Source organism: Streptomyces sp. R-07, from assembly GCF_049913175.1.
Classification (GTDB): Bacteria; Actinomycetota; Actinomycetes; order Streptomycetales; family Streptomycetaceae; genus Streptomyces.
Genome location: NZ_CP183978.1, coordinates 7843852 through 7863643 on the forward strand (window position 1 = coordinate 7843852; position 19792 = coordinate 7863643).

16 protein-coding genes and 1 pseudogene are annotated in these 19792 nt (G+C 70.7%); 13 read left to right on the forward strand and 4 right to left on the reverse strand.

What is annotated here, in order from left to right; all coding sequences use genetic code 11:
* Positions 1 to 608 precede the first annotated feature (608 nt).
* Positions 609 to 3266, reverse strand: coding sequence for a WD40/YVTN/BNR-like repeat-containing protein (locus ACN9M0_RS35815; protein ID WP_366042097.1), 2658 nt, complete (start codon positions 3264 to 3266; stop codon positions 609 to 611).
* A 211-nt stretch (positions 3267 to 3477) separates the two neighbouring features.
* On the opposite strand from ACN9M0_RS35815, the pseudogene ACN9M0_RS35820 reads away from it, so the two are divergent.
* Both ACN9M0_RS35820 and ACN9M0_RS35825 read left to right on the forward strand, forming a co-directional pair.
* A pseudogene (locus ACN9M0_RS35820) lies at positions 3478 to 3604 on the forward strand (IS5/IS1182 family transposase); the annotation flags it as partial.
* A 198-nt stretch (positions 3605 to 3802) separates the two neighbouring features.
* Positions 3803 to 5389, forward strand: a complete 1587-nt coding sequence (locus tag ACN9M0_RS35825; RefSeq protein ID WP_426404943.1) for a phospholipase D-like domain-containing protein — start codon at positions 3803 to 3805, stop codon at positions 5387 to 5389.
* A 34-nt stretch (positions 5390 to 5423) separates the two neighbouring features.
* Here the strand turns inward: ACN9M0_RS35825 and ACN9M0_RS35830 are convergent, their stop codons facing one another.
* Positions 5424 to 5576: a hypothetical protein gene (locus ACN9M0_RS35830; RefSeq protein ID WP_366042099.1), complete on the reverse strand. Its 153-nt coding sequence runs from the start codon at positions 5574 to 5576 to the stop codon at positions 5424 to 5426.
* 92 nt (positions 5577 to 5668) lie between these two features.
* On the opposite strand from ACN9M0_RS35830, the gene ACN9M0_RS35835 reads away from it, so the two are divergent.
* From ACN9M0_RS35835 to ACN9M0_RS35855, 5 genes are all read left to right on the forward strand, one after another.
* Entirely contained in the window at positions 5669 to 5941 is a 273-nt protein-coding gene (locus tag ACN9M0_RS35835) for a hypothetical protein (protein ID WP_366042100.1), read from the forward strand.
* 614 nt (positions 5942 to 6555) lie between these two features.
* The gene (locus ACN9M0_RS35840; protein ID WP_366042101.1) at positions 6556 to 7311 is read left to right on the forward strand and encodes a (5-formylfuran-3-yl)methyl phosphate synthase; all 756 of its coding nucleotides are present in this window, start codon (positions 6556 to 6558) and stop codon (positions 7309 to 7311) included.
* 8 nt (positions 7312 to 7319) lie between these two features.
* Positions 7320 to 8729, forward strand: a complete 1410-nt coding sequence (locus ACN9M0_RS35845) for an aldehyde dehydrogenase family protein (RefSeq protein ID WP_426404944.1) — start codon at positions 7320 to 7322, stop codon at positions 8727 to 8729.
* Complete coding sequence (locus tag ACN9M0_RS35850; RefSeq protein WP_426404945.1) at positions 8726 to 9838, forward strand: NAD(P)-dependent alcohol dehydrogenase; 1113 nt, start codon at positions 8726 to 8728, stop codon at positions 9836 to 9838. Before ACN9M0_RS35845 ends, ACN9M0_RS35850 begins: the two co-directional genes overlap by 4 nt.
* Positions 9835 to 10794, forward strand: coding sequence for an SAM-dependent methyltransferase (locus tag ACN9M0_RS35855; RefSeq protein WP_426404946.1), 960 nt, complete (start codon positions 9835 to 9837; stop codon positions 10792 to 10794). Before ACN9M0_RS35850 ends, ACN9M0_RS35855 begins: the two co-directional genes overlap by 4 nt.
* Positions 10795 to 10861: 67 nt before the next feature.
* Here ACN9M0_RS35855 and ACN9M0_RS35860 read toward each other — a convergent pair whose 3' ends face one another.
* A complete protein-coding gene (locus ACN9M0_RS35860) occupies positions 10862 to 11395 on the reverse strand; it encodes an EF-hand domain-containing protein (RefSeq protein WP_366042106.1) in 534 nt (177 codons plus the stop codon).
* Positions 11396 to 12020: 625 nt separating this feature from the next.
* Here ACN9M0_RS35860 and ACN9M0_RS35865 point away from each other — a divergent pair.
* A complete protein-coding gene (locus ACN9M0_RS35865; RefSeq protein WP_426404947.1) occupies positions 12021 to 12212 on the forward strand; it encodes a hypothetical protein in 192 nt (63 codons plus the stop codon).
* A 119-nt stretch (positions 12213 to 12331) separates the two neighbouring features.
* On the opposite strand, the gene ACN9M0_RS35870 is transcribed toward ACN9M0_RS35865, so the two are convergent.
* Positions 12332 to 13114 carry a hypothetical protein gene (locus ACN9M0_RS35870; protein WP_426404948.1) on the reverse strand — a complete coding sequence of 261 codons (783 nt, stop codon included), beginning with the start codon at positions 13112 to 13114 and terminating at the stop codon, positions 12332 to 12334.
* 848 nt (positions 13115 to 13962) lie between these two features.
* Here ACN9M0_RS35870 and ACN9M0_RS35875 point away from each other — a divergent pair.
* The 5 genes from ACN9M0_RS35875 to ACN9M0_RS35895 all read left to right on the forward strand — a co-directional run bounded on the left by ACN9M0_RS35875 (position 13963) and on the right by ACN9M0_RS35895 (position 19643).
* On the forward strand, positions 13963 to 14556 hold the full coding sequence (locus ACN9M0_RS35875; protein ID WP_426404949.1) for a PadR family transcriptional regulator: 594 nt from the start codon (positions 13963 to 13965) through the stop codon (positions 14554 to 14556).
* Complete coding sequence (locus ACN9M0_RS35880) at positions 14553 to 16319, forward strand: sulfatase (protein ID WP_426404950.1); 1767 nt, start codon at positions 14553 to 14555, stop codon at positions 16317 to 16319. The genes ACN9M0_RS35875 and ACN9M0_RS35880 overlap by 4 nt, the downstream gene beginning before the upstream one ends.
* A gap of 113 nt (positions 16320 to 16432) precedes the next feature.
* Positions 16433 to 17773, forward strand: coding sequence for an MFS transporter (locus ACN9M0_RS35885; protein WP_426404951.1), 1341 nt, complete (start codon positions 16433 to 16435; stop codon positions 17771 to 17773).
* Between the two features lie 161 nt (positions 17774 to 17934).
* Positions 17935 to 18777, forward strand: a complete 843-nt coding sequence (locus ACN9M0_RS35890; RefSeq protein WP_426404952.1) for a formylglycine-generating enzyme family protein — start codon at positions 17935 to 17937, stop codon at positions 18775 to 18777.
* Positions 18778 to 18812: 35 nt separating this feature from the next.
* Positions 18813 to 19643 carry an SGNH/GDSL hydrolase family protein gene (locus ACN9M0_RS35895; protein WP_426404953.1) on the forward strand — a complete coding sequence of 277 codons (831 nt, stop codon included), beginning with the start codon at positions 18813 to 18815 and terminating at the stop codon, positions 19641 to 19643.
* Positions 19644 to 19792 lie beyond the last annotated feature (149 nt).

Sequence of the window (19792 nt, forward strand, 5' to 3'; positions counted from 1 at the left end):
CTTCGTCCCGCCGGGCGTCATCCGGCCGAAGAACGCGCCGAGACGGGTCGTCCAGTCGAGATCGGTGACCGGCGCGATGCGCTTCCAGGCCCGCGGATGCTCGACGCCGACCTTGAGGTCCTGGAGTTGGTCCGGGTCTGGGTCTGCGTGACGAGGTTGTGCCAGGCCAGGCGCAGCGGCTTGGGCCTGCCGGCCTCCGTGCCCCTCTTCGCGTCGATGATCTCGGGCCGCAGGCAGGCGTAGACGCCGGTGGGCCTGCCGGGAAGGTCGAGCCGTCCGTACCGAATCGACCCGTATCGACTCGTTCCAGTCGTAGGCATCCGTCTGGCAGTGGCGACGGCCTTCCCACTCGACGGCATCCGCCACGTGGTCAGCACCCTGGGGGAGTTCGACGACGACGCCGCCCTCACGGTCGCGGACGCCTTCTCCGCGGCGTCGCACACGGAGTCCGGCGTCCTGACACCACCCACTCCGCCCGTGCCCTCCGCGACCTGGAGTCCGGGGCGCAGGCCGGGCCCGGCCACCGTGCGCCGCGGAACGGCGGAGGCCCCCGGAACCCGAAGGCGGATCCCGGGGGCCTCGCTCCTACAAGGCGGGAGCAGCGGGCGTTACGGCGTCGGCGTCCGCCAGATGCCGCGGCCGTGCGTGGCCACATACAGCTGGCTGCCGTCCGGGCTCGGCGAGAGGTAGACCGCCGGCGAGGTGGGCAGGTTGGTGCCCAGGCGCGCCCAGTGGCCGGTGCCGACCGTGGAGCTGGTGAAGACGCCCAGGTCGGTGGCGACGACGAGGGTGCCGTCCTTGGTGACCAGGGCCGAGTTGGCCGGGGCGTCCGGGAAGGAGTCCGCGGCGGTGGTGTCGCCGCTGATGTCCGTCCAGGTCGCGCCACCGTCCGCGGTCTTCCAGACGTGGCCGTAGCCGGCGCCGGGGCCCTCGTTCCAGTGCCGGGAGAAGCCGTTGACGATCGCGTACACCGTCTTGCCGGAGGCGTCGGACGGGTCGATGGTCACGCCGGAGATGTAGCGGTTCGGGAAGGCGGCGGGCAGATCCACCTGGTGCCAGGTGCCACCGTAGTTGGTGGCGATTCCGCGTCCGAAGGTGCCGTCGGTCTTGGAACAGGGGCCGCACCAGGCCGCCCAGGTGACGTGGTGGCGGCTGGCGACCGCCGAGGCGGAGCGGCCGGCACCCAGGTCGTACAGCTGGGTCCAGTCGGCGCCGGAGGTGCTCTGCCAGGTCTTCGTGTTGCCCCAGACGTACTGGCCGCCCGCGACCCACAGGCCGTTCGGGTCGGTCTCGTCCGCGGCGAACGGGGCGATGAAGCGGGCACCCGGGTCGCCCGGCGCGATGTCCGTGATCACGTCCTCGGCGCCGTTGTCGCTCGCCGTGAAGCCGCAGTTGTCGGTGATCTGCAGGGCGAGGTCGACGTACTCGCCGACCGTCTGGCAGCCGTTGTCAGGGTTGACCAGCTGGTCGCCGCCGTCACCGCCGAACGGCGCGACCATCTCGCCGTTCGGGTTGAGCTGCTGCCCCTGGTACGTGGCGCCCTTGGGCGCGAGCAGGGAGACGCCGTTGTCCTGCAGGCCGCCCCAGACCGCCTCGCCGCTGCCGTCGGGCAGATTCCCCGCGCGTACCGAGTAGTACTGGAGGTTGCGCAGGGTGCCGGACTCGTTGAGGTTGCGCCAGCCGTCGGAGGTCTGCGTGGTGGGCCGGGCGTAGGCTCCGCCGTCGTTGCCGACGTACACCTGCGGGGTGCCGCCCTGCCACTGCGAGAAGGCGAGGGCGTGCTGGTCGGAGTGCATCACGTCGCCGTCGCAGGAGTTCGCGGCCGCGTCGTACGAGAAGCAGGGCATGCCGAAGTTCCAGTAACGCCCGATCGCCTTCCAGGTGGCGCCGCCGTCCCGGGACTCGAACATCTCCTCAAGGCCCAGGTAGACGTGGTTCGGGTTGCTCGGGTCGACCGCGATGACCTGGTCGTACCAGGCCTGGGAGCCTGGCTGGTAGCCGGAGCCGATCTCCGTGAGCTTCATCGCGGAGCCGGATGCCGACAGCGCCGACGAGGTCGCGATCTGCTTGAACGGCCCGTTCGCGTCGCCGCTCCCGCTCACGTACACCCCGGCCAGGACGGAGTAGACGCCGGAGCCGGTGGACTTGTTGAGGAGCTTGGGCGACTCCATCGACACGTACAGCTTGCTGCCGTCCGCTGCGTACGCGAAGGCGGCGTTGCCGATCTCGGCGGGGTTGATCGCGCCCGTCGGGTTGGCGCGCTTCCAGGTGGTGCCCGCGTCGGAGGAGTAGTAGAAGCCGTTGTAGTCGGCGCCGCCGCGCCAGGCCACGTTCGCCAGCAGTTTCCTGCCGTCGGTGCCAGGCTGTACGGCGATGTCGTCGGCGATGTCCGCGTAGTGCGCGTCCACCCCGCAGCCGACGCCGCTGATGCCGACGCCCGCGCAGGGCGCGAGGACCTTCGTCCAGGCGGCGGACTGCCCAGCGGCGAGCGGGCGCCGGAAGACGCCGTGCGAGGAGGCCGCGAAGACGTATCCGGCGGCTTTGTCGAAGGTGAGCGTGTGGACGGAGGACGAGTCCAGCTCCGTACCGCCCACCTTGTCGTTCTCGCCGAAGGTGCCGGTGACCGGGTCGGCGAGCCGGTACACGCCGCTGCCCAGGTAGTTGTCGGACGCGGTGGTGGCCTCGCCGGTCGCCAGCCACAGCGCGCCGTCCGGCGCGACCGCGAGGGCGCCCACGGACAGCGCGGGCAGCCGGTCGGCTATCGGCGTCCACGTCTTGCCGTCGTCGGTGGAACGGAACACGCCACCGCCGGCCGCGCCGGCGTAGACCACGCCGCGGTGCGTCGGATCGGTGGCCAGGGCGGCGATCCGACCCGCCGAACGGCCTGTACCGGCACCGGAGTTGGATGCCGACTGGTCACGGTAGTGCAGCGCGTCCTCGTTGTAGGGGGAGGTGGTGACCTCGGACCAGCTCCCGGCCCTGACGGGCATGCTCCTGATGTGCGACCAGGCACCGGCGTACGCGCCCGGCGCGACCTGGTCGGCGGGGGAGAGCCTCGGCTCGTTGAACGAGTCGAGGGATTCCATCAGTTCATGGGACTCCTCACCCGCCTCCTCGTGGCGGCTGGAGCCCGGGTCGCCCTCCCCGTACGCGGCGACGGGTCCCGCCCCCGCTATCAGGAATGCGGCGGCGACGACGGCGAGCGCCGTTCTGCCGCCGCGTTCCGCTCCGCGGCGCGATCTGCGCCGTGCGGAATACTCACGCATGGACTGTCTCCGGCTTCTTCGACGTAAGGCGCACTGCCCCTGCGGCTGCACGCGATCTCCTACTGCCGAGCGCCGGAACCGTACTCCTGTACGTCACCGTGACCCCAGGGGTTTGCGGCGACTTTACGATCACCTGGTCGCTCGCGAGTGGTGAGACTCAACGAAACGATCGCCGGCTCCACTTCGTGGCCGGTCCCGAAGCGACGGTCGCTCCCGTGTCGTGCTCGACTCCGCACACGTGAGGCGAAGAAAAGGGGGGCGAACTCGCAAGTCCGAGCCCTGTGGACCGGGGCAAGCCGGGTTCCACGACGCACGTCTTGTCGGACGCGGTCGGACTGTCCCCATCGGGGGCTACGCCAGGCCATGGCTGAGAAGCCTCGACGACGGTACAGGGCGCGATTACGGCTGAAAGCAGCGTGGTTGGGGGGAACCAGGAGATACGCGCTGGTAACTTACGTGAGTTGATCAAGGCCGATGACCCCTCCGCGGAGCCCTCGGCCCGAGCCACCCCCCCCCAAAAAAAGCAAGGAACCGCATTGGCCCGCACCATCCGCACGACGGCCCTTCCACTGGCCCTCTCCGCCCTCCTGCTGTCCGCTGCCCCGGCGTTCGCCGACGCGCCCACTCCGCACCTGGACGCGGTGGAGAAGTCCCTGCGTCAGGTCTCTCCGGGCCTGGAGGGCTCCGTCTGGGAGCGCACGACGGGGAACACGCTGGGTGCCTCCACCCCCGGCGCCTCCGACTGGCTGCTCCAGACCCCGGGCTGCTGGGGCGATCCCACCTGCGCCGACCGCTCAGGCTCCCGGCGCCTGCTGGAGAAGGTGCGCGAGGACATCGCGAACGCCCGGTACAGCGTGGACATATCCACTCTGGCCCCGTTCCCTGACGGAGCCTTCCAGGAGGCGATCGTGGCCGGCCTGAAGGAGGCCGCGCAGAAGGGCAACCGGCTTCAGGTTCGCATCCTGGTCGGCGCCGCACCTATCTACCACGCCAACGTGGTTCCGTCCACCTACCGCGACGAGCTGGTGGACAAGCTCGGTCCGGCGGCCGCGAGCGTCACTCTCGACGTGGCCTCGATGACGACGTCGAAGACCGGCTTCTCCTGGAACCACTCCAAGCTGGTGGTGGTGGACGGGAACTCGGTGATCACCGGCGGCATCAACAGCTGGAAGGACGACTACCTCGACACCACCCACCCGGTGAACGACGTCGACCTCGCGCTGTCCGGCCCGGCGGCGGGCTCCGCCGGACGCTACCTCGACACGCTGTGGGACTGGACCTGTCGCAACAAGAACAACTGGACCGCCGTCTGGTTCGCCTCCTCCAACGGCGCGGGCTGCCTGCCCACCCTGCCCCGGCCCGCCGCTCCGCCCACCGGCGGCGACATCCCCGCCCTCGCGGTCGGCGGCCTCGGCATCGGGATCCGACAGAGCGACCCGTCCTCGTCGTTCCGGCCCGTCCTGCCGACGGCCTCCGACACCACCTGCGGATTCGGCGTGCACGACCACACCAACGCCCACCGCGACTACGACACGGTCAACCCGGAGGAGAGCGCCCTGCGGGCCCTCGTCGCGAGCGCGACCGAGCACGTCGAGATCTCGCAGCAGGACCTGAACGCGACCTGCCCGCCCCTGCCCCGCTACGACATCCGGCTCTACGACACCCTCGCCGCGAAACTCGCCGCCGGTGTGAAGGTGCGCATCGTCGTCAGCGACCCGGCCAACCGGGGCACCATCGGCAGCGGCGGCTACTCGCAGATCAAGTCGCTGTCCGAGGTGAGCGACGCCCTGCGCGGCCGCCTCACGGCCCTGACCGGTGACGAGCCGAAGGCAAGGGCCGCGATGTGCCAGAACCTGCAGCTCGCGACCTTCCGCGCCTCCGACAAGCCGACGTGGGCGGACGGCAAGCCGTACGCCCAGCACCACAAGCTGATCTCGGTGGACGACTCGGCCTTCTACATCGGCTCTAAGAACCTGTACCCCTCCTGGCTCCAGGACTTCGGCTACGTGATCGAAAGCCCCGCCGCCGCACACCGGCTGGCGGACGGGCTGCTCGCGCCGCAGTGGAAGTACTCGCAGGCGACGGCGACGTACGACTACACGCGCGGCGTCTGCCAGGGCTGACGCCCGCCCGACCGGCACCTCGGCGCACCTCGGGTCAGCGGACACCCCTGCCCCGAGGTGCACACCTGCTGTTGCGGTCGGCGATGTTCGCGTAGTGGATCTCGTAGTCGACACGGGCGGTGAGCATCGCGCCGACGCCGGCGGGGAGCACGGCGAACACCAACAGCGGCAGCAGCGGGTCGAGCACGCTGAGCGCCTCCGCTGTTCCGGAACCGGGAAGCGAACCATGTGGAGGCATCGGCTTGCGGTCTGACGTGGGTGCGGGCGAGGAAGCATGCCTTGACGCGTGTGGAACTTGCCTCAGGCCTGGCCGAGCGGCCCTACGGCCTTCGCCATGCCGGCATCTCCTTTTGGCCGTACTCCGGTCTGGACCCGGCTGAATGCGCTCGCAGAGCCGGTCAGAGCATCGAGGTCCTCTTCCGCTTCTACACCAAGTTCCTGAACGGCGTTCGAGAGCAGGCGAACCGTCTCATCGAGCAGTCCATGGACGAGTGGGATCGTGTCAGCCGGGGCGAGACGCCCGGGGAGGTGAACCGGGGTTTTGGTCCGTGACTGGTCCGGAAGAGCTGGCCAGGAGCGGGATACCGGTGAGACGAAGTGGGAGCTTCGGTGTAAACGCGATCCCTCCCTGAGCGGGGCGAGTGAGAGGCGCCTGGCGGGCAGAAGGGCAGGTCAGGCGCCTCTTTTCGTGCCCCTAGAAGAACCCGAGCTTCTTCGGCGAGTACGAGACCAGCAGGTTCTTCGTCTGCTGGTGGTGCAGCAGTCGCATCCATGCTCACCAGCGAGAACGGTGCAACTGACGGTTTGGACGAAGAGGCTGGTCCGGGAATGGTCCGGATCTTGGCGCGATCACCGGCCTCTTCGGATTCCCGCGGGACGGGAGCGTGCCACCTGCGGGATCATGCGTGCCTGGTGACCGGGCAGGAAGCAGACGGAGACACCGGAGTACACAAGTGCGCATCGGGGGCGGTTGGCGGGGTGCGGCGGACGCCGGTGCACGCCCGGTGCACATCGCGTGATGCGCGTGCCTTCACGAGCCTCAGGGGAGCCACGCGCGCCCTACCGATGCCCAAGGGGCGACGGAAGGATGAGCGCACCGCACATGAACCAGGTGATCCGCACCCCTGTCCTCGGCCAGGTGGACATGCGGGCGGAAGGAGCTCACGGTGTTGCTTCTCATCTCCCCGGACGGTGTCGAGGAAGCCCTCGACTGTGCGAAGGCCGCGGAACACCTCGACATCGTCGATGTCAAGAAGCCCGACGAGGGCTCGCTGGGCGCCAACTTCCCCTGGGTCATCCGGGAGATCCGCGACGCGGTGCCGGCGGACAAGCCGGTGTCCGCCACCGTGGGGGACGTGCCGTACAAGCCTGGCACGGTGGCGCAAGCCGCGCTCGGCGCGGTCGTCTCCGGCGCCACGTACATCAAGGTCGGCCTGTACGGATGCACGACTCCCGAGCAGGGCGTCGAGGTCATGAGGGCGGTCGTCCGCGCGGTGAAGGACCATCGCCCCGAAGCGCTCGTCGTCGCCTCGGGCTACGCCGACGCCCACCGCATCGGCTGCGTCAACCCGCTCGCCCTGCCCGACATCGCCGCCCGCGCCGGTGCCGACGCGGCCATGTTGGACACCGCGATCAAGGACGGCACGCGGCTCTTCGAACACGTCCCGCCCGACGCCTGCGCCGAGTTCGTCCGGCGCGCCCACGCCTCCGGTCTGCTCGCCGCCCTCGCGGGCAGCGTCAAGCAGGCCGATCTCGGTCCGCTGACCCGCATCGGCACGGACATCGTGGGCGTGCGGGGAGCGGTCTGCGCGGGCGGGGACCGCAATGCCGGGAGGATCCAGCCGCATCTGGTCGCCGCCTTCCGGGCGGAGATGGACCGGCAGGCCCGAGAGCACGCTGTCGGCACCTCGGCCGTGAACTGACCACCGGGATGCCGACACCAGAAGCCGGCCGCGTACCTGGGCGTCGTGCCGCACGCCTCGCCGTCCTCGACCCGGCCACCGGGAAGGCCTTCGACGAGGCCCCCGACCAGCGGCCGGACGAGCTGGACGACGTGGTCGCCCGGGCCCACCGGGCCTGGCACGTCTGGCGCACCGACCCCGCGGTCCGCACTACCGCCCTGCGGGCCGCTGCCGACGCCGTGGAAACAGCCGGCGACGACCTCGCCCGACTCCTCACACGGGAACAGGGCAAGCCCCTGGCCGAGTCGTGCGCCGAAATCGTCCGTACGGTGGCCCGGCTGCGCTACTTCGCAGACCTGGCCCCCAGGACCCGCCAGATCGACGACGGTCGACCCGTGCACAGCGAGGTCCGCTGGCTGCCCGTCGGGCCCGTCGCCGCGATCGTGCCGTGGAACTTCCCGCTCCAGCTCGCGGCGGCGAAGTTTGCGCCCGCGCTCGCGGCCGGCAACACCGTGGTCCTCAAACCGTCCCCGCACACCCCGCTCGCCACCCGGCTGCTCGGCTCCGTCCTCGCCTCCGTCCTGCCCGAGGACGTCCTGAGCGTCGTCACCGGTCGCGAACCCCTCGGTGCCCGTCTCTCCGCCCACCCCGGCATCCGTCACGTCACCTTCACCGGCTCGGTGCCCACCGGTCGGGCCGTCGCCGAGGCCGCGTCGGCCTCGCTCGCCCGGGTCACCCTGGAACTGGGCGGCAACGACGCCGCCGTCCTCCTGGACGACGTCGACGTGGACCGGATCGCGGACCGGCTGTTCTGGGCCGCGTTCCGCAACTGCGGGCAGGTCTGCATGGCGGTCAAACGCGTCTACGCCCCCGCCCGGCTCCACACCGAGGTCGTCGAAGCCCTCGCCCAGCGCGCGAAGGCCGTCGCGGTCGGATCCGGACTCGACCCGGACACCCGGATCGGTCCGGTCAACAACGCACCCCAGCTGGCCCGGGTCGAGCAGGTCACGCGACAGGCCCTGGCGGCCGGCGCCCGGGCCGCGGCCGGCGGTCACCGACTCGACGGAGCGGGCTACTTCTTCGCTCCCACGATCCTCACCGACGTCCCGCCCGACAGCCCGGTGGTGACCGAGGAACAGTTCGGACCGGTCCTGCCGGTCCTGCCGTACCGGGACCTCCACGAGGCTGTCGACGCGGCCAACGGCACCGGCTTCGGACTGGGTGGATCCGTGTGGGGCACCGATCTCGACCGGGCCGAGGCAGTGGCCGACCGGCTCGAATGCGGCACGGCCTGGATCAACCACCACGCCGAACTCTCCCTCGCCCAGCCCTTCGCGGGCGTCAAGGGCAGCGGCGTCGGTGTCGCGGGCGGACCGTGGGGCCTCTACGGCAACCTCAGGCCGTTCGTCGTGCACCGCCCGCAGGAGGAGGAAGCGTGACGAGGAGGTTCCGGGCGGCCGTACTGCGCTCGTACGAGGACCCGTTCACGGTGGAGGAGGTGGCCCTTCGTACGGAGCCCGGCCCCAGCGAGGTCCTGGTCGAGATCGCGGGAGCCGGGATGTGCCGTACCGACCTCGCGGTACGGCGATCGGCCGGCCGCAGCCCGCTACCTGCGGTCCTCGGCCACGAGGGATCCGGGGTCGTGGTGGCGACGGGCGGCGGCCCCGGCATCGCGCTCGGCGTCGGCGACCACGTCGTGCTGAGCTTCGACTCCTGCGGACACTGCCGGAACTGCCGCGCCGCCGCCCCCGCCTACTGTGACTCCTTCGCCTCCCTCAACCTCTTCGGCGGGCGCGAGGAGGAACCAACGCGCCTCACCGACGCGGCCGGAAAGGCGTTGGCTCCCCGCTGGTTCGGCCAGTCCTCCTTCGCCGCGTACGCGCTCGTCCCGGCCCGCAACGCCGTCCGGGTCGACCCCGCCCTGCCGCTCGAACTGCTCGGGCCCCTCGGCTGCGGCTTCCTCACCGGTGCAGGAGCCGTACTGAACACCTTCGCCGCAGGACCCGGCGACACCCTCGCGGTCCTCGGCGCGGGAGCGGTGGGCCTCGCCGCCGTGATGGCGGCCACTGCCGCCGGCATGCGGACCGTGGCCGTCGACCGGCATCCCGAGCGGCTGGACCTGGCCGAACGGTTCGGTGCGACCCCGCTGTCCGCCGGATCGCACGGACTGCCCGAGCGGATCCGCCGACTGACCGACGGCGGAGCCCAGTACGCCCTGGACACCACAGCCTCGGCCCCGCTCATCAACGACGCGCTCCACGCACTGCGCCCCACCGGCACCCTCGGCCTCGTGGCACGCCTCCACACCCCGCTACCGCTCGAACCCGGCACCCTCGACCGGGGCCGCGGCATCCGCCACATCTGCGAAGGCGACGCGGTACCCGGACTGCTGATACCCCGGCTGACCGGCCTGTGGCAGGCCGGCCGCTTCCCCTTCGACCAGCTGATCCGCACCTACCCGCTGGCCGACATCAACGAGGCCGAACGCGACTGCGACGCCGGCCGCGTGGTCAAACCCGTCCTGCTGCCGGAAAGAAGAGACCGATGAGCGAAGCCTTCACCACCAGGGAGTCCTCCCCTTCCGCCACCGGAGGAGACACGGCCGCCACGTCGACTCGGCAGGCCGATGCGGAAGGCGTGGACGGAGGTGTGGGGCTGACCGCCCTCCTGGTCGCCGCGGCCCGGGCGATCGAGACCCACCGTCACGACAGCCTGGCCCAGGACGTCCATGCCGAACACTTCGTACGCGCGGCCCCGGCGTGCGCGGACTGGCCGGTACGGATCGGGCAGGTCCCGGAGGGGGACGACAACCCGCTGTGGGGCAGGTTCGCCCGCTACTTCGGGCTGCGGACCCGGGTCCTCGACGACTTCGTCCTCGGGTCGGTCCTCGACGGTGTCCGTCAAGTGGTCCTGCTGGGCGCGGGGCTGGACACGCGTGCCTTCCGGCTGGACCTTCCGTCCGACTGCGTGGTCTTCGAGATCGACAGGGCGGGTGTGCTGGCCTTCAAGCACCAGGTGCTCTCGGACCTGTCGGCCGCGCCGAGGGTGAAGCGCGTCCCCGTACCGGTCGACCTGCGCGCGGACTGGGTCACCGCGCTGACCTCCACCGACTTCGACCCGGCCGTACCGAGCGTCTGGCTGGCCGAGGGGCTGCTCTTCTACCTGCCGAGCCCCGCCGAGACGTACCTCATCGACGCGGTGGACCGGCTGACCACCGTGGGCGGCGCCCTGGCCTTCGAGGCCAAGCTGGAGAAGGACCTGCTGGCGTACCGCGACAGCGCGATCTACACGGCCACTCGGGAACAGATCGGCATCGACCTGCTCGACCTCTTCGACCTGGGACCGCGCCCCGACTCGGCGGCTCACCTGACGGCCAAGGGCTGGTCCACGTCGATGCGCACGCCCTTTGACTTCACCCGCCGACACGGACGCGGCCCCCTCCCCGAGCCGAACGACGCCTTGGAAGGGAACCGGTGGGTCTTCGCCCACAAGCCCGGGCCGTGACGTCCTTCGGGCCGACGGTGTCCCGGGGCGGCCGACGCCGCCCCGGGACGATCGCGACCCGGTCGTGTCACATGGCCGGGGCACCCACCAGCCGGTCGCCGGGAATCCCGGCCAGGTCCGGTGCGTAGTAGTCCTCGATGCCGGCGGCCCACGTGGCCACGCTGATGCGATCCTCGGCGTCCGGGTCGAAGGCGTCGAAGAGCGCGTGGATGTTCGCCTCCTCGAAGCCGATCGCCGTCATCAGCGACACGAAGAGCGGGCGCTCGATCAGGCCGTCCCCGTCCGGGTCGCCGAGTGCGGAGAGAGCCGCGGCGAACTCGGTGACCGTGGGGCCGAAACGCTTGGGGTCGAGTACGAAGGGGCGGAACTCGTCGACGCTGATCACGCCGTCACCGTTGGCGTCCAGCTCGGTGGCCAGCGTCGTCCACCAGCGGCGGAACGCGGTCCGGATGGCCTCCTTGGCGCCGGCGTCCGATGCGACCGCCGCCTCCAGAACGCGTCCCGTCATGAGGTCGAAGTCGCCGGAGTCGATGACTCCGTTGCCGTTGGCGTCGAAGAGGGAGAAGACCAGCTCGACCCGCTTGGCGGCCTCAGTACGCATGTCCGTCACCTGTCTCGTGCGGCCCGTCGGTCCCGGGCCTGGCTCAATGAGTGCTTCCACGTAACCGTGCTGGGGGGAGTGCCGTGACGGTGAGGCGGTCGCCGTTACCGGAAGGAGTGAGTTCACCGACAATCAGTCCCGGCGGCTCGGACCGGTCACCTGCGATCCAGGGTGATGTCTCCGCGTCACTTGCGGTAGGAGACGAGCTTCCTGGCAGCGTCTCCGCTGCTGCGGCGGCCCTTCGTGGGGTTACTGGTCGCCGTCGGCCGGCCCCCGCGCACGGCGGACCTCGGCCTGGAGGCCGTCGGACTGCCGGCCGGCGACTGGCTCGCGGTCGAGGACACCTGCCGCGTCACCGAGCACGCAGGCGACTGGCTCTACGCCGTCGGCGACGTGAACCACTGTGCCCCGCTGACCCACATGGCCAAGTACCAGGCCCGTGCCTGCGCGGCGGCGATCGCCGAGCGGGCAGCAGGGCGCCCGGCCGTCACTGGCGGCCGACAGCCGTGGAGCGAGGAGGCCGACCACATTGCCGTCCCCCAGGCCGTCTTCACCCGTCCCGAGGTCGTGAGCGTCGGTCTCACGGAACGCGCGGCACGCGAAGCGGGGCTCGCTGGTACGAGCGGTGGAGTACCGCATCGACGACGTCGCCGGCGCCGCGCTCCACGCGGACGACTACCGCGGCCTCGCCGAGCTCGTCGTCGACGAGACCCGGGGAGTCGTCGTCGGCTGCACGCTCACCGGCCCCCTGGCGACCGAACTCGTCCACACCGCCACCGTGGCCATCGTGGGCGAGGGCCCCCTGGAGCACCTGTGACACGCCGTGCCCGCCTTCCCGACGGTGAGCGAGGTCTGGCTCCGTCTCCTGGAGGAGGAGGCTCTCCTGCAGGCCCCCGAGTGCTGGCCCTCCTCCGTCCAGCCCGGACCTCCTTGGGATCAGGCCGGGTACGTGATTGAGCCCAGCGGAGGGCAGGGGGCGAGGAGGGACGACCCGGCGCTGGGGCGTTCGACGAAGGCCCGGGCCTCGGCGGCCCGCTGGCGCCGGGTGTCCGACGCGTCGGCGTGCCAGGCGTCGCGCCTGGCCCTGGGGTAGTCCCACGAGCCGTCGATGAGATCGAGGCTGGTGTTGCCGGAACTGCGCTGGAACTCCGCCTTGAGGGCGGCCCGCTGGAGCGCGGTCTGGAGCGCGGCGAGGTCGACGCGGGTGGCCAGGACGCCTTGGGTGTGCGGCTCGCGGGTGGGCAGGCGGGTGGGCAGCGGGGCCTGTGGGAGTGGGGACACCCCGGTGTCGAGGCGGCCGATGTTGTCGACCATCGCGTCCTGCGCGTCCCTCACCGCGGTCCGCATCTCCTGGTGCAGCCAGAACAGTTCCTCGAAGTCGCCCTCGGTGATGCGCATCCGCTGGTAGAGGGTCCGGAAGCGCGGATCCTGGTGCAGTGGGAGCACGGGGCCGGCGTGCAGCGCCAGGCAATCGTTGTAGCCGGCCGCCACCGCGGCTTCGAGGTGGGCGACCGCCCGGTCCGCCTGCCCCTGCACGAGGGCAATGCCGCTGAGGTTCGGGTGAGCGCCGGCGGCGATCCACGCCCCGTCGGCTCCGAGCGCCGCGCCCCGATCCACGACGTCGTGGAGGCCCGGGGCGATGTCGACGGCCCCGTCGGTCAGGTGCGTCACGAGCAGCTCGTGAAGGCGGTTGATCAGCGAGTGGACGGTGTCGGCCATGGATCTCCTCGGTCCTGGACGGTGAAGAGCGAAGGCGGCCGCCACTTCGGTGAGGGTGCGGCCCGTCGAGATGACGGGTGGACGGGAGGAACGGTTCCTTCCGACCCAGGGTCCAGTGGAACGCCGGGGGCCCGGACCGCTGAGCGGTCAGGGCCAGCGTGTGCCCTGACGGGCCGAGGCGGAGGATACGAGATCCTCCCCGTCGCCGCGGTGGCCGTTCGATGGGGTTTCAGCAGCCCGGCACACTTCAGCAACGCATTCCAAGCGGCGCACAGCGCGTCGCCCAGCCGCTGGCGCGAGCCGCGGCCGGCAGACTTCAGCGAGACCCTCGGAGTGACCGGGCGGCCCGGACTCGGCCCGCAGTGGGGAAGTCCACAGCATCCCCGGAGCTGGGGTGTTGCGAGGGCCACCAGGACTCAAGAATCCGATGGACCGTCGCGAACGATCGATGCTGCTGGCGTAACAGAGCACCGGGCTTTCCGGTCTCGTGTCGGGATCAGTGCGCCGTCCACGATCCACAACAAGGCTCCGGTGTGTCGGCTGGGAGGGGTCCCAGCCGTTGGGCGCCCCGGCACACCGGAGGTGCCTGACGACGAAGCCGGGGACGGGGCCGGCGACGTGCCAGGTGAGCTGGTCGGGGATGTGCCAACGGGCTCCCGCTCGCAGTTCATCGCGTGTCGGCATCTGCGGGCTCCGTTCGCCCGTTGGCCTGTCGGGATCGGCCGGTTCTGAACATGAACGGCTCGATACGGCCTTGATAAGTGCGTGCCGGATCCGTTGACGCCTCCCTCTGCAGGCCCTACAACACTAGACACATAGGTGACACTGCACATAGGGGTGGTGGGTCGGTGAAGTTCGAGTACGTGCTGCTCGCGTTGATCGCGGGGCGTCCGCGGAGCGGTTTCGATCTGGGACGTTGGGCCGAGTCGGAGGGGCAGTTCCTGCGGTCGCGGGCGCATCACAGCCAGATCTACCGGTTGCTCGGCCGGATGACGGCCGACGGCTGGGTGGCGTTCGACGTCGATCCGCGGGAGGGGCGGCCGGACGCGAAGGTGTACCGCCTCACCCCGCGTGGGCGTGAGGTGCTGTGGGAGTGGGTGCGTTCGCCGTACGAACCGACCAGCCGGTTCCAGGACCCGGACTTCCTGGCCCGGTTCGCCTTCACCGCACCCCTCGACCGGCAAGCCGCGATCGAGCTGATCGACACCGAACTCGCCTACCGGCGCACCCAGATCGCCCGCAACCGCGACCGGGACCGCACGCTTCGTTTCGAGGGCCAACCACCCGAGATGGACCGGGAGCTGGCACAGGAGGTGTTCGACGAGCTGCACGCGTACGGCGCATCGGCGGTCGACACCTGGGTGGCCTGGCTGGAGGGCATGCGGCACCGCCTCGAACACCACCGGACGCCGGACACCGAGAGAGGGGATTCCTCCGTATGAAGGCCATCATGGTCATGTTCGACAGCCTCAACCGGCGCATGCTGCCGCCGTACGAAGCCGACTGGACGCACGCGCCCAACTTCGCGCGCCTCGCCGAACGAGCGGTCACGTACGACAACGCGTACGCGGGTTCGCTGCCCTGCATGCCGGCCCGCCGGGAACTGCACACCGGCCGGCACAACTTCCTGCACCGCAGCTGGGGACCACTGGAGCCGTTCGACGACTCGATGCCGGAGCTCCTCTCGCAGAACGGCGTCTACACCCATCTCGCGAGCGACCATCCGCACTACTGGGAGGACGGCGGGGCCACCTACCACGGCCGGTACAACACCTGGGAGTTCTTCCGCGGTCAGGAGGGCGACCCGTGGAAGGGCCACGTCGCGGACCCCGAGATGCCCGAGGGGCTGAAGCGGATGCGCACCCCCGCGTACCGGCAGGACTGGATCAACCGCTCGTACATGGAGACGGAGGACCGGCACCCGCAGACGCTGACCTTCGACGCCGGCCTGGAGTTCATCCGTACCAACAAGGACGCCGACCGCTGGTTCGTGCAGATCGAGACCTTCGACCCGCACGAGCCCTTCTTCTCCCACCAGCGGTACAAGGACCTCTACCCGCACGAGTACGACGGGCCGCACTTCGACTGGCCCGACTACAAGCGGGTGACCGAGACCGACGATCAGGTGGCGCACGCCCGCTTCGAGTACGCGGCGCTGCTGTCCATGTGCGACCGCTCGCTCGGCCGCGTCCTGGACACCATGGACGAACTGGAACTGTGGGACGACACCCTGCTCATCGTCAACACCGACCACGGGTTCCTGCTGGGCGAGAAGGGATGGTGGGCCAAGTGGGTGCAGCCCTGGTACAACGAGCTCGTCCATCTGCCCCTGTTCGCCTGGGACCCGCGGCATCCGGGGGCGGCGGGCGAGCGGCGCTCGGCGCTCGTGCAGACGATCGACCTGGCGCCCACGATCCTGGAGTACTTCGGCGTCGACCGCCCGGCCGACATGCAGGGCGTCCCGCTGTCGGTCGCCGACGACACTCCCGTACGAGAAGCCGGTCTCTTCGGCGCGCACGGCGGGCACGTCAACGTCACCGACGGCCGGTACGTGTACATGCGCGCGCCCGTCTCACCCGACAACACCCCGCTGTACGAGCACACGCTGATGCCCACCCACATGCGCGGCCGGTTCAGCCCGGCCGAGCTGGTGGACGCGGAGCTGGCCGAGCCGTTCGGCTTCACCAAGGGCATCCGTACCCTGCGCACGCCCGGACGCAGCCTCCTCAACCCCTATCAGCACGGCACTCTCCTGTTCGACCTGGAGAGCGATCCGGAGCAGCAGGCCCCGCTGGTCGACGACGAGGCCGAGCTGCGCATGGCCTCCCTGCTGGTCGGCCTGCTGCGAGAGAGTGACGCGCCGCCGAGCCAGTACGAGAGGCTCGGGCTGCCCGCCGACGGGCCGGTCACCGAGAAGCACCTGCTGGTACGTGCCCAGCGGGAGCAGGCCGAGCGTGCTGTGGAGCCGTTGCCGCGCCTCGAGGAGTTCCCCGTGGGGCGGGTGTCGGTCCGGACACCGATGCGGACGCTGATGTCCGACCCGGTCACCTCCGTCGTACTGCGCCGGCATCTGCCCGGCCTCTTCGACTCCGAGCTCCTTCAGCTCCTGGGACCGATGCCGCTGATCGACGTCGCGGCGGTGGCGGCCGGGGCCATGCCCCGCGACGCGCTCATGGCGGTCGCCGAGGAACTCGCCGCGCTCTGAGTCATCACCGGAATGGCTGGTGACGGGGTGGCCGCCCCGTCACCAGCCGACACACCCCATTTCCCCGGTATCTCCCGCAAAAGAGACCACACACCTAGAGGAGAAGAGGCGCCATGCCCGAGCTTATCCACGATCCCGCCAGGACCGGACAGACCCCGAACACCAGAGTTCCCGGCCGGTGGCGGCAGCTGTCGCTCCTGGGCGGTGCCATGCTCGTCGACAACACCGAGGCCGGCATGATCGGCGGCCTGTTCCCGGTGATCCGGCAGGCCCTCGGGCTCTCGCTCGGCGCCCTGGGAGTCCTGACCGCCGCGGGCAAGCTGATCGGCGTGATCACCGCACCGCTGTGGGTGTGGGCCGCAGAGCGCTGGTCCCGCAAGGCGGTGCTCGTCCTCTGCGCCGGCATGTGGGGCGTATGGGGCATCGCCGCGGGCTTCGCGCAGAACTTCACCCAGCTCCTGCTGTTCTCGACCCTGCTCACCGCGGGATACGCCGGAGCCCACCCGATCATCACCACCTTCGTCGGGGACCTGTTCGACAGCTCGTCCCGCGGCCGGGCCGTCGGCATGCTCTTCGGGGCGACCGCGCTGGCGTCGTCGGTCTTCGCCGCGCTCAAGGGCCAGTTGGCGGGCGTGGAGGACGGGTGGCGCTGGGGCCTGTGGGCGATCGGAGCGTTCAGCATCCTCTTCGGCCTGGTGCTGTGGCGGTTCCTGCGCGACCCGGGCCGGGGCGCCTCCGAGCCGCAGCTCGCCGACCTCGACCACGCCACCCGGAACGCCACCGGTCTGGTGAACCGACGCCAGGTCGCCTCCCTCTTGAAGATCCCCACTCTGGTGGTCCTCCTCGTCTCCCGGCTCCTCTCCGGCCACCTCCTCGTCTTCTCCTTCGCCGTGGTCTTCCTCGTCGAGGTCTACGGCTTCACCACCCAGACCGCGTCCGTCGTCCTCATGCCCCTGGGGATCGGCTATTTCGCCGGAACGATCCTCGGCGGTCTGGCCGCCGACCGGGCCGCCCGCCTCAGCCCGCGCCACGGCCTGCCCGGCGTGCTCCAGGCGGCCCAGATCCTCTTCGCCGCCCTCGCCTTCTTCGGCACCCAGTTCCACTACGGCGGCATCGGGCCGTACGCGCTGTTCTTCGGCCTCATGGGCGTGGCGCAGGGCGTCAACCCGGGCATCAACCGGCCGATGATCATGGCTGTGGTTCCGCCCGAGCTGCGGCCTGCGGCCTTCACCCTCTACATCTCCGCCTTCGAGGCGATCGCCTGGGCGCTGTTCGGCCTCGGCGCCGGCTTCCTGGGCGACGCGATCGGGCTGCGGCCCGTCTTCCTGTGGGTCCTGGTGATCCTCATGCTGGTCAACGGGGCGTTCCTGACCCTGCTGCACCACACGTATGCCCGCGACACCGTCCGACTGCAGACCGAGCTCGACCAGCGGCGCGAGCAGGCCCTGTCATGAACCAGGGACCCTTCGCGCCGGTTCAGGGAGAGGAGGCGGAACGGTACGCCCCCAGCACCCCGGCCGCCTGCTGCGCACCGGGACAGCCGCCCGGCCGGCCTGACGCACCTCTTCGGCCGCTCTCGGCACCGAGGTCACGGCACGACACCTCGGCGGTCGGAATGGTGAAGCTGCCCGGAGGCGAGTTCCTCATGGGCACGGACGACTCGGAGGGCTTCCCCGGCGACGGTGAGGGACCCATCAGGAGGGTGCGGCTGAAACCGTTCCTCATCGACACCTGCGCCGTCACCAACGATGCCTTCGCCCGGTTCGTCGCCGACACCGGTCATGTCACCGAAGCCGAACGCTTCGGCTGGTCGTACGTGTTCGCCGGCTTTCTGCCCGCCACACTGCGGCGCGGCGCACCACGCCCGGAACGCACCCCGTGGTGGTGCGGAGTGTCCGGGGCCGTCTGGAACAGGCCCGAGGGACCCGGAAGCACCCTGGAAGGGCGCGGAGACCACCCGGTCGTGCACGTCTCCTGGAACGACGCGGCCGCCTACGCGGCCTGGGCCGGCAAACGTCTGCCGACCGAGGCCGAGTGGGAGTACGCCGCCCGCGGGGGCCTGGAGCAGAAGCGCTACCCCTGGGGCGACGAACTCGAACCGGACGGCATCCACCGCTGCAACATCTGGCGGGGAACCTTCCCCACGACGAACACCGCCGCCGACGGCTTCCGCGGCACCGCGCCGGTCGACGCCTTCGAGCCGAACGGATACGGCTTGTACAACACCTCGGGCAACGTATGGGAGTGGTGCGCCGACTGGTGGACCACCGGCCATCCCGCCCCGCGCCCGCCGGACGATCCGGCCGGCCCGGCCACCGGAACCGCGAAGGTCATCCGCGGCGGATCCCACCTGTGCCACCGCTCGTACTGCAACCGCTACCGCGTCGCCGCCCGCACCGCGAACACCCCCGACAGCACCAGCGGCCACGCCGGATTCCGCTGCGCCCGCAGCGTCTGAGCACCCCGTCCCGTACGCAACGCCAGGAGACCCCCATGCGCAAGAGCCGTACCTACGGCATGCCCAGAACCCGCGTCCGTGGCCTCGCCGCCGTCCTCGCAGCGCTGACGGCCACGGCCCTCTGCCTCACCACGACCGACTCCGCACACGCCGCCCCCGCCACGGGGGTCCACTACGTGGCCCTCGGCGACTCCTACTCCGCCGGCGGCGGCTCCTCGACCACCTACCTCAACGACTGCAACCAGAGCGTCAACTCGTACCCCTACCTCTACGCGCGGCTCACCGCCCCCGCCACCTTCGACTTCCAGGCGTGCGGCGCCGCGAAGACCACCGACGTCCTCGGCAAGCAGCTGGCTCCGCTGGGCGATACCACCACTCTGGTCAGCATGACCATCGGAGGCAATGACATCGGTCTCGGCACGGTCATGGCCACCTGCCTGTTCGGCAGTGACAGCGCCTGCCTCGACGCCATCGCCACCGCCGAGACCACCGCACACGCCGAACTCCCCGGCGAGCTCGACACCGTCTACGACGCCGTCCGCGCCCGCGCCCCACAGGCCCGCGTCGTGATCCTCGGCTACCCGAGGTTCTACGACCTCGACGTCCCGTCCTGCCCCGGCATCAGTGCCACCAAGCGCACCGCGCTCAACAACGGGGCCGACGTCCTCAACAGCGTGATCCGCGACGAGGTCGCCCAGCACAGCGGCTTCGTCTACGAAGACGTCGCCGAACGTTTCACGGGCCATCAACTGTGCGACAGCACACCCTGGCTCCACGCCCTCAACTGGCCCATCGGGCAGTCCTTCCACCCCAACGCGGCCGGCCAGTCGGGCGCCTACCTGCCCGCCCTCCAGAACGCCGCCTGAACGCGAGCGGGCCACCAGCTCCGCCGCGGGCGTACTGACGGCCCGGGACCCGCCTCCTGCGGGGCCCGGGCCGGTGGCCGTCCGGCCTGTGTCAGGTCAGCGGCTCTGTGTGGCCGGCTAGTGCTGTGACCGGGAAGGTTCGCCGGGTT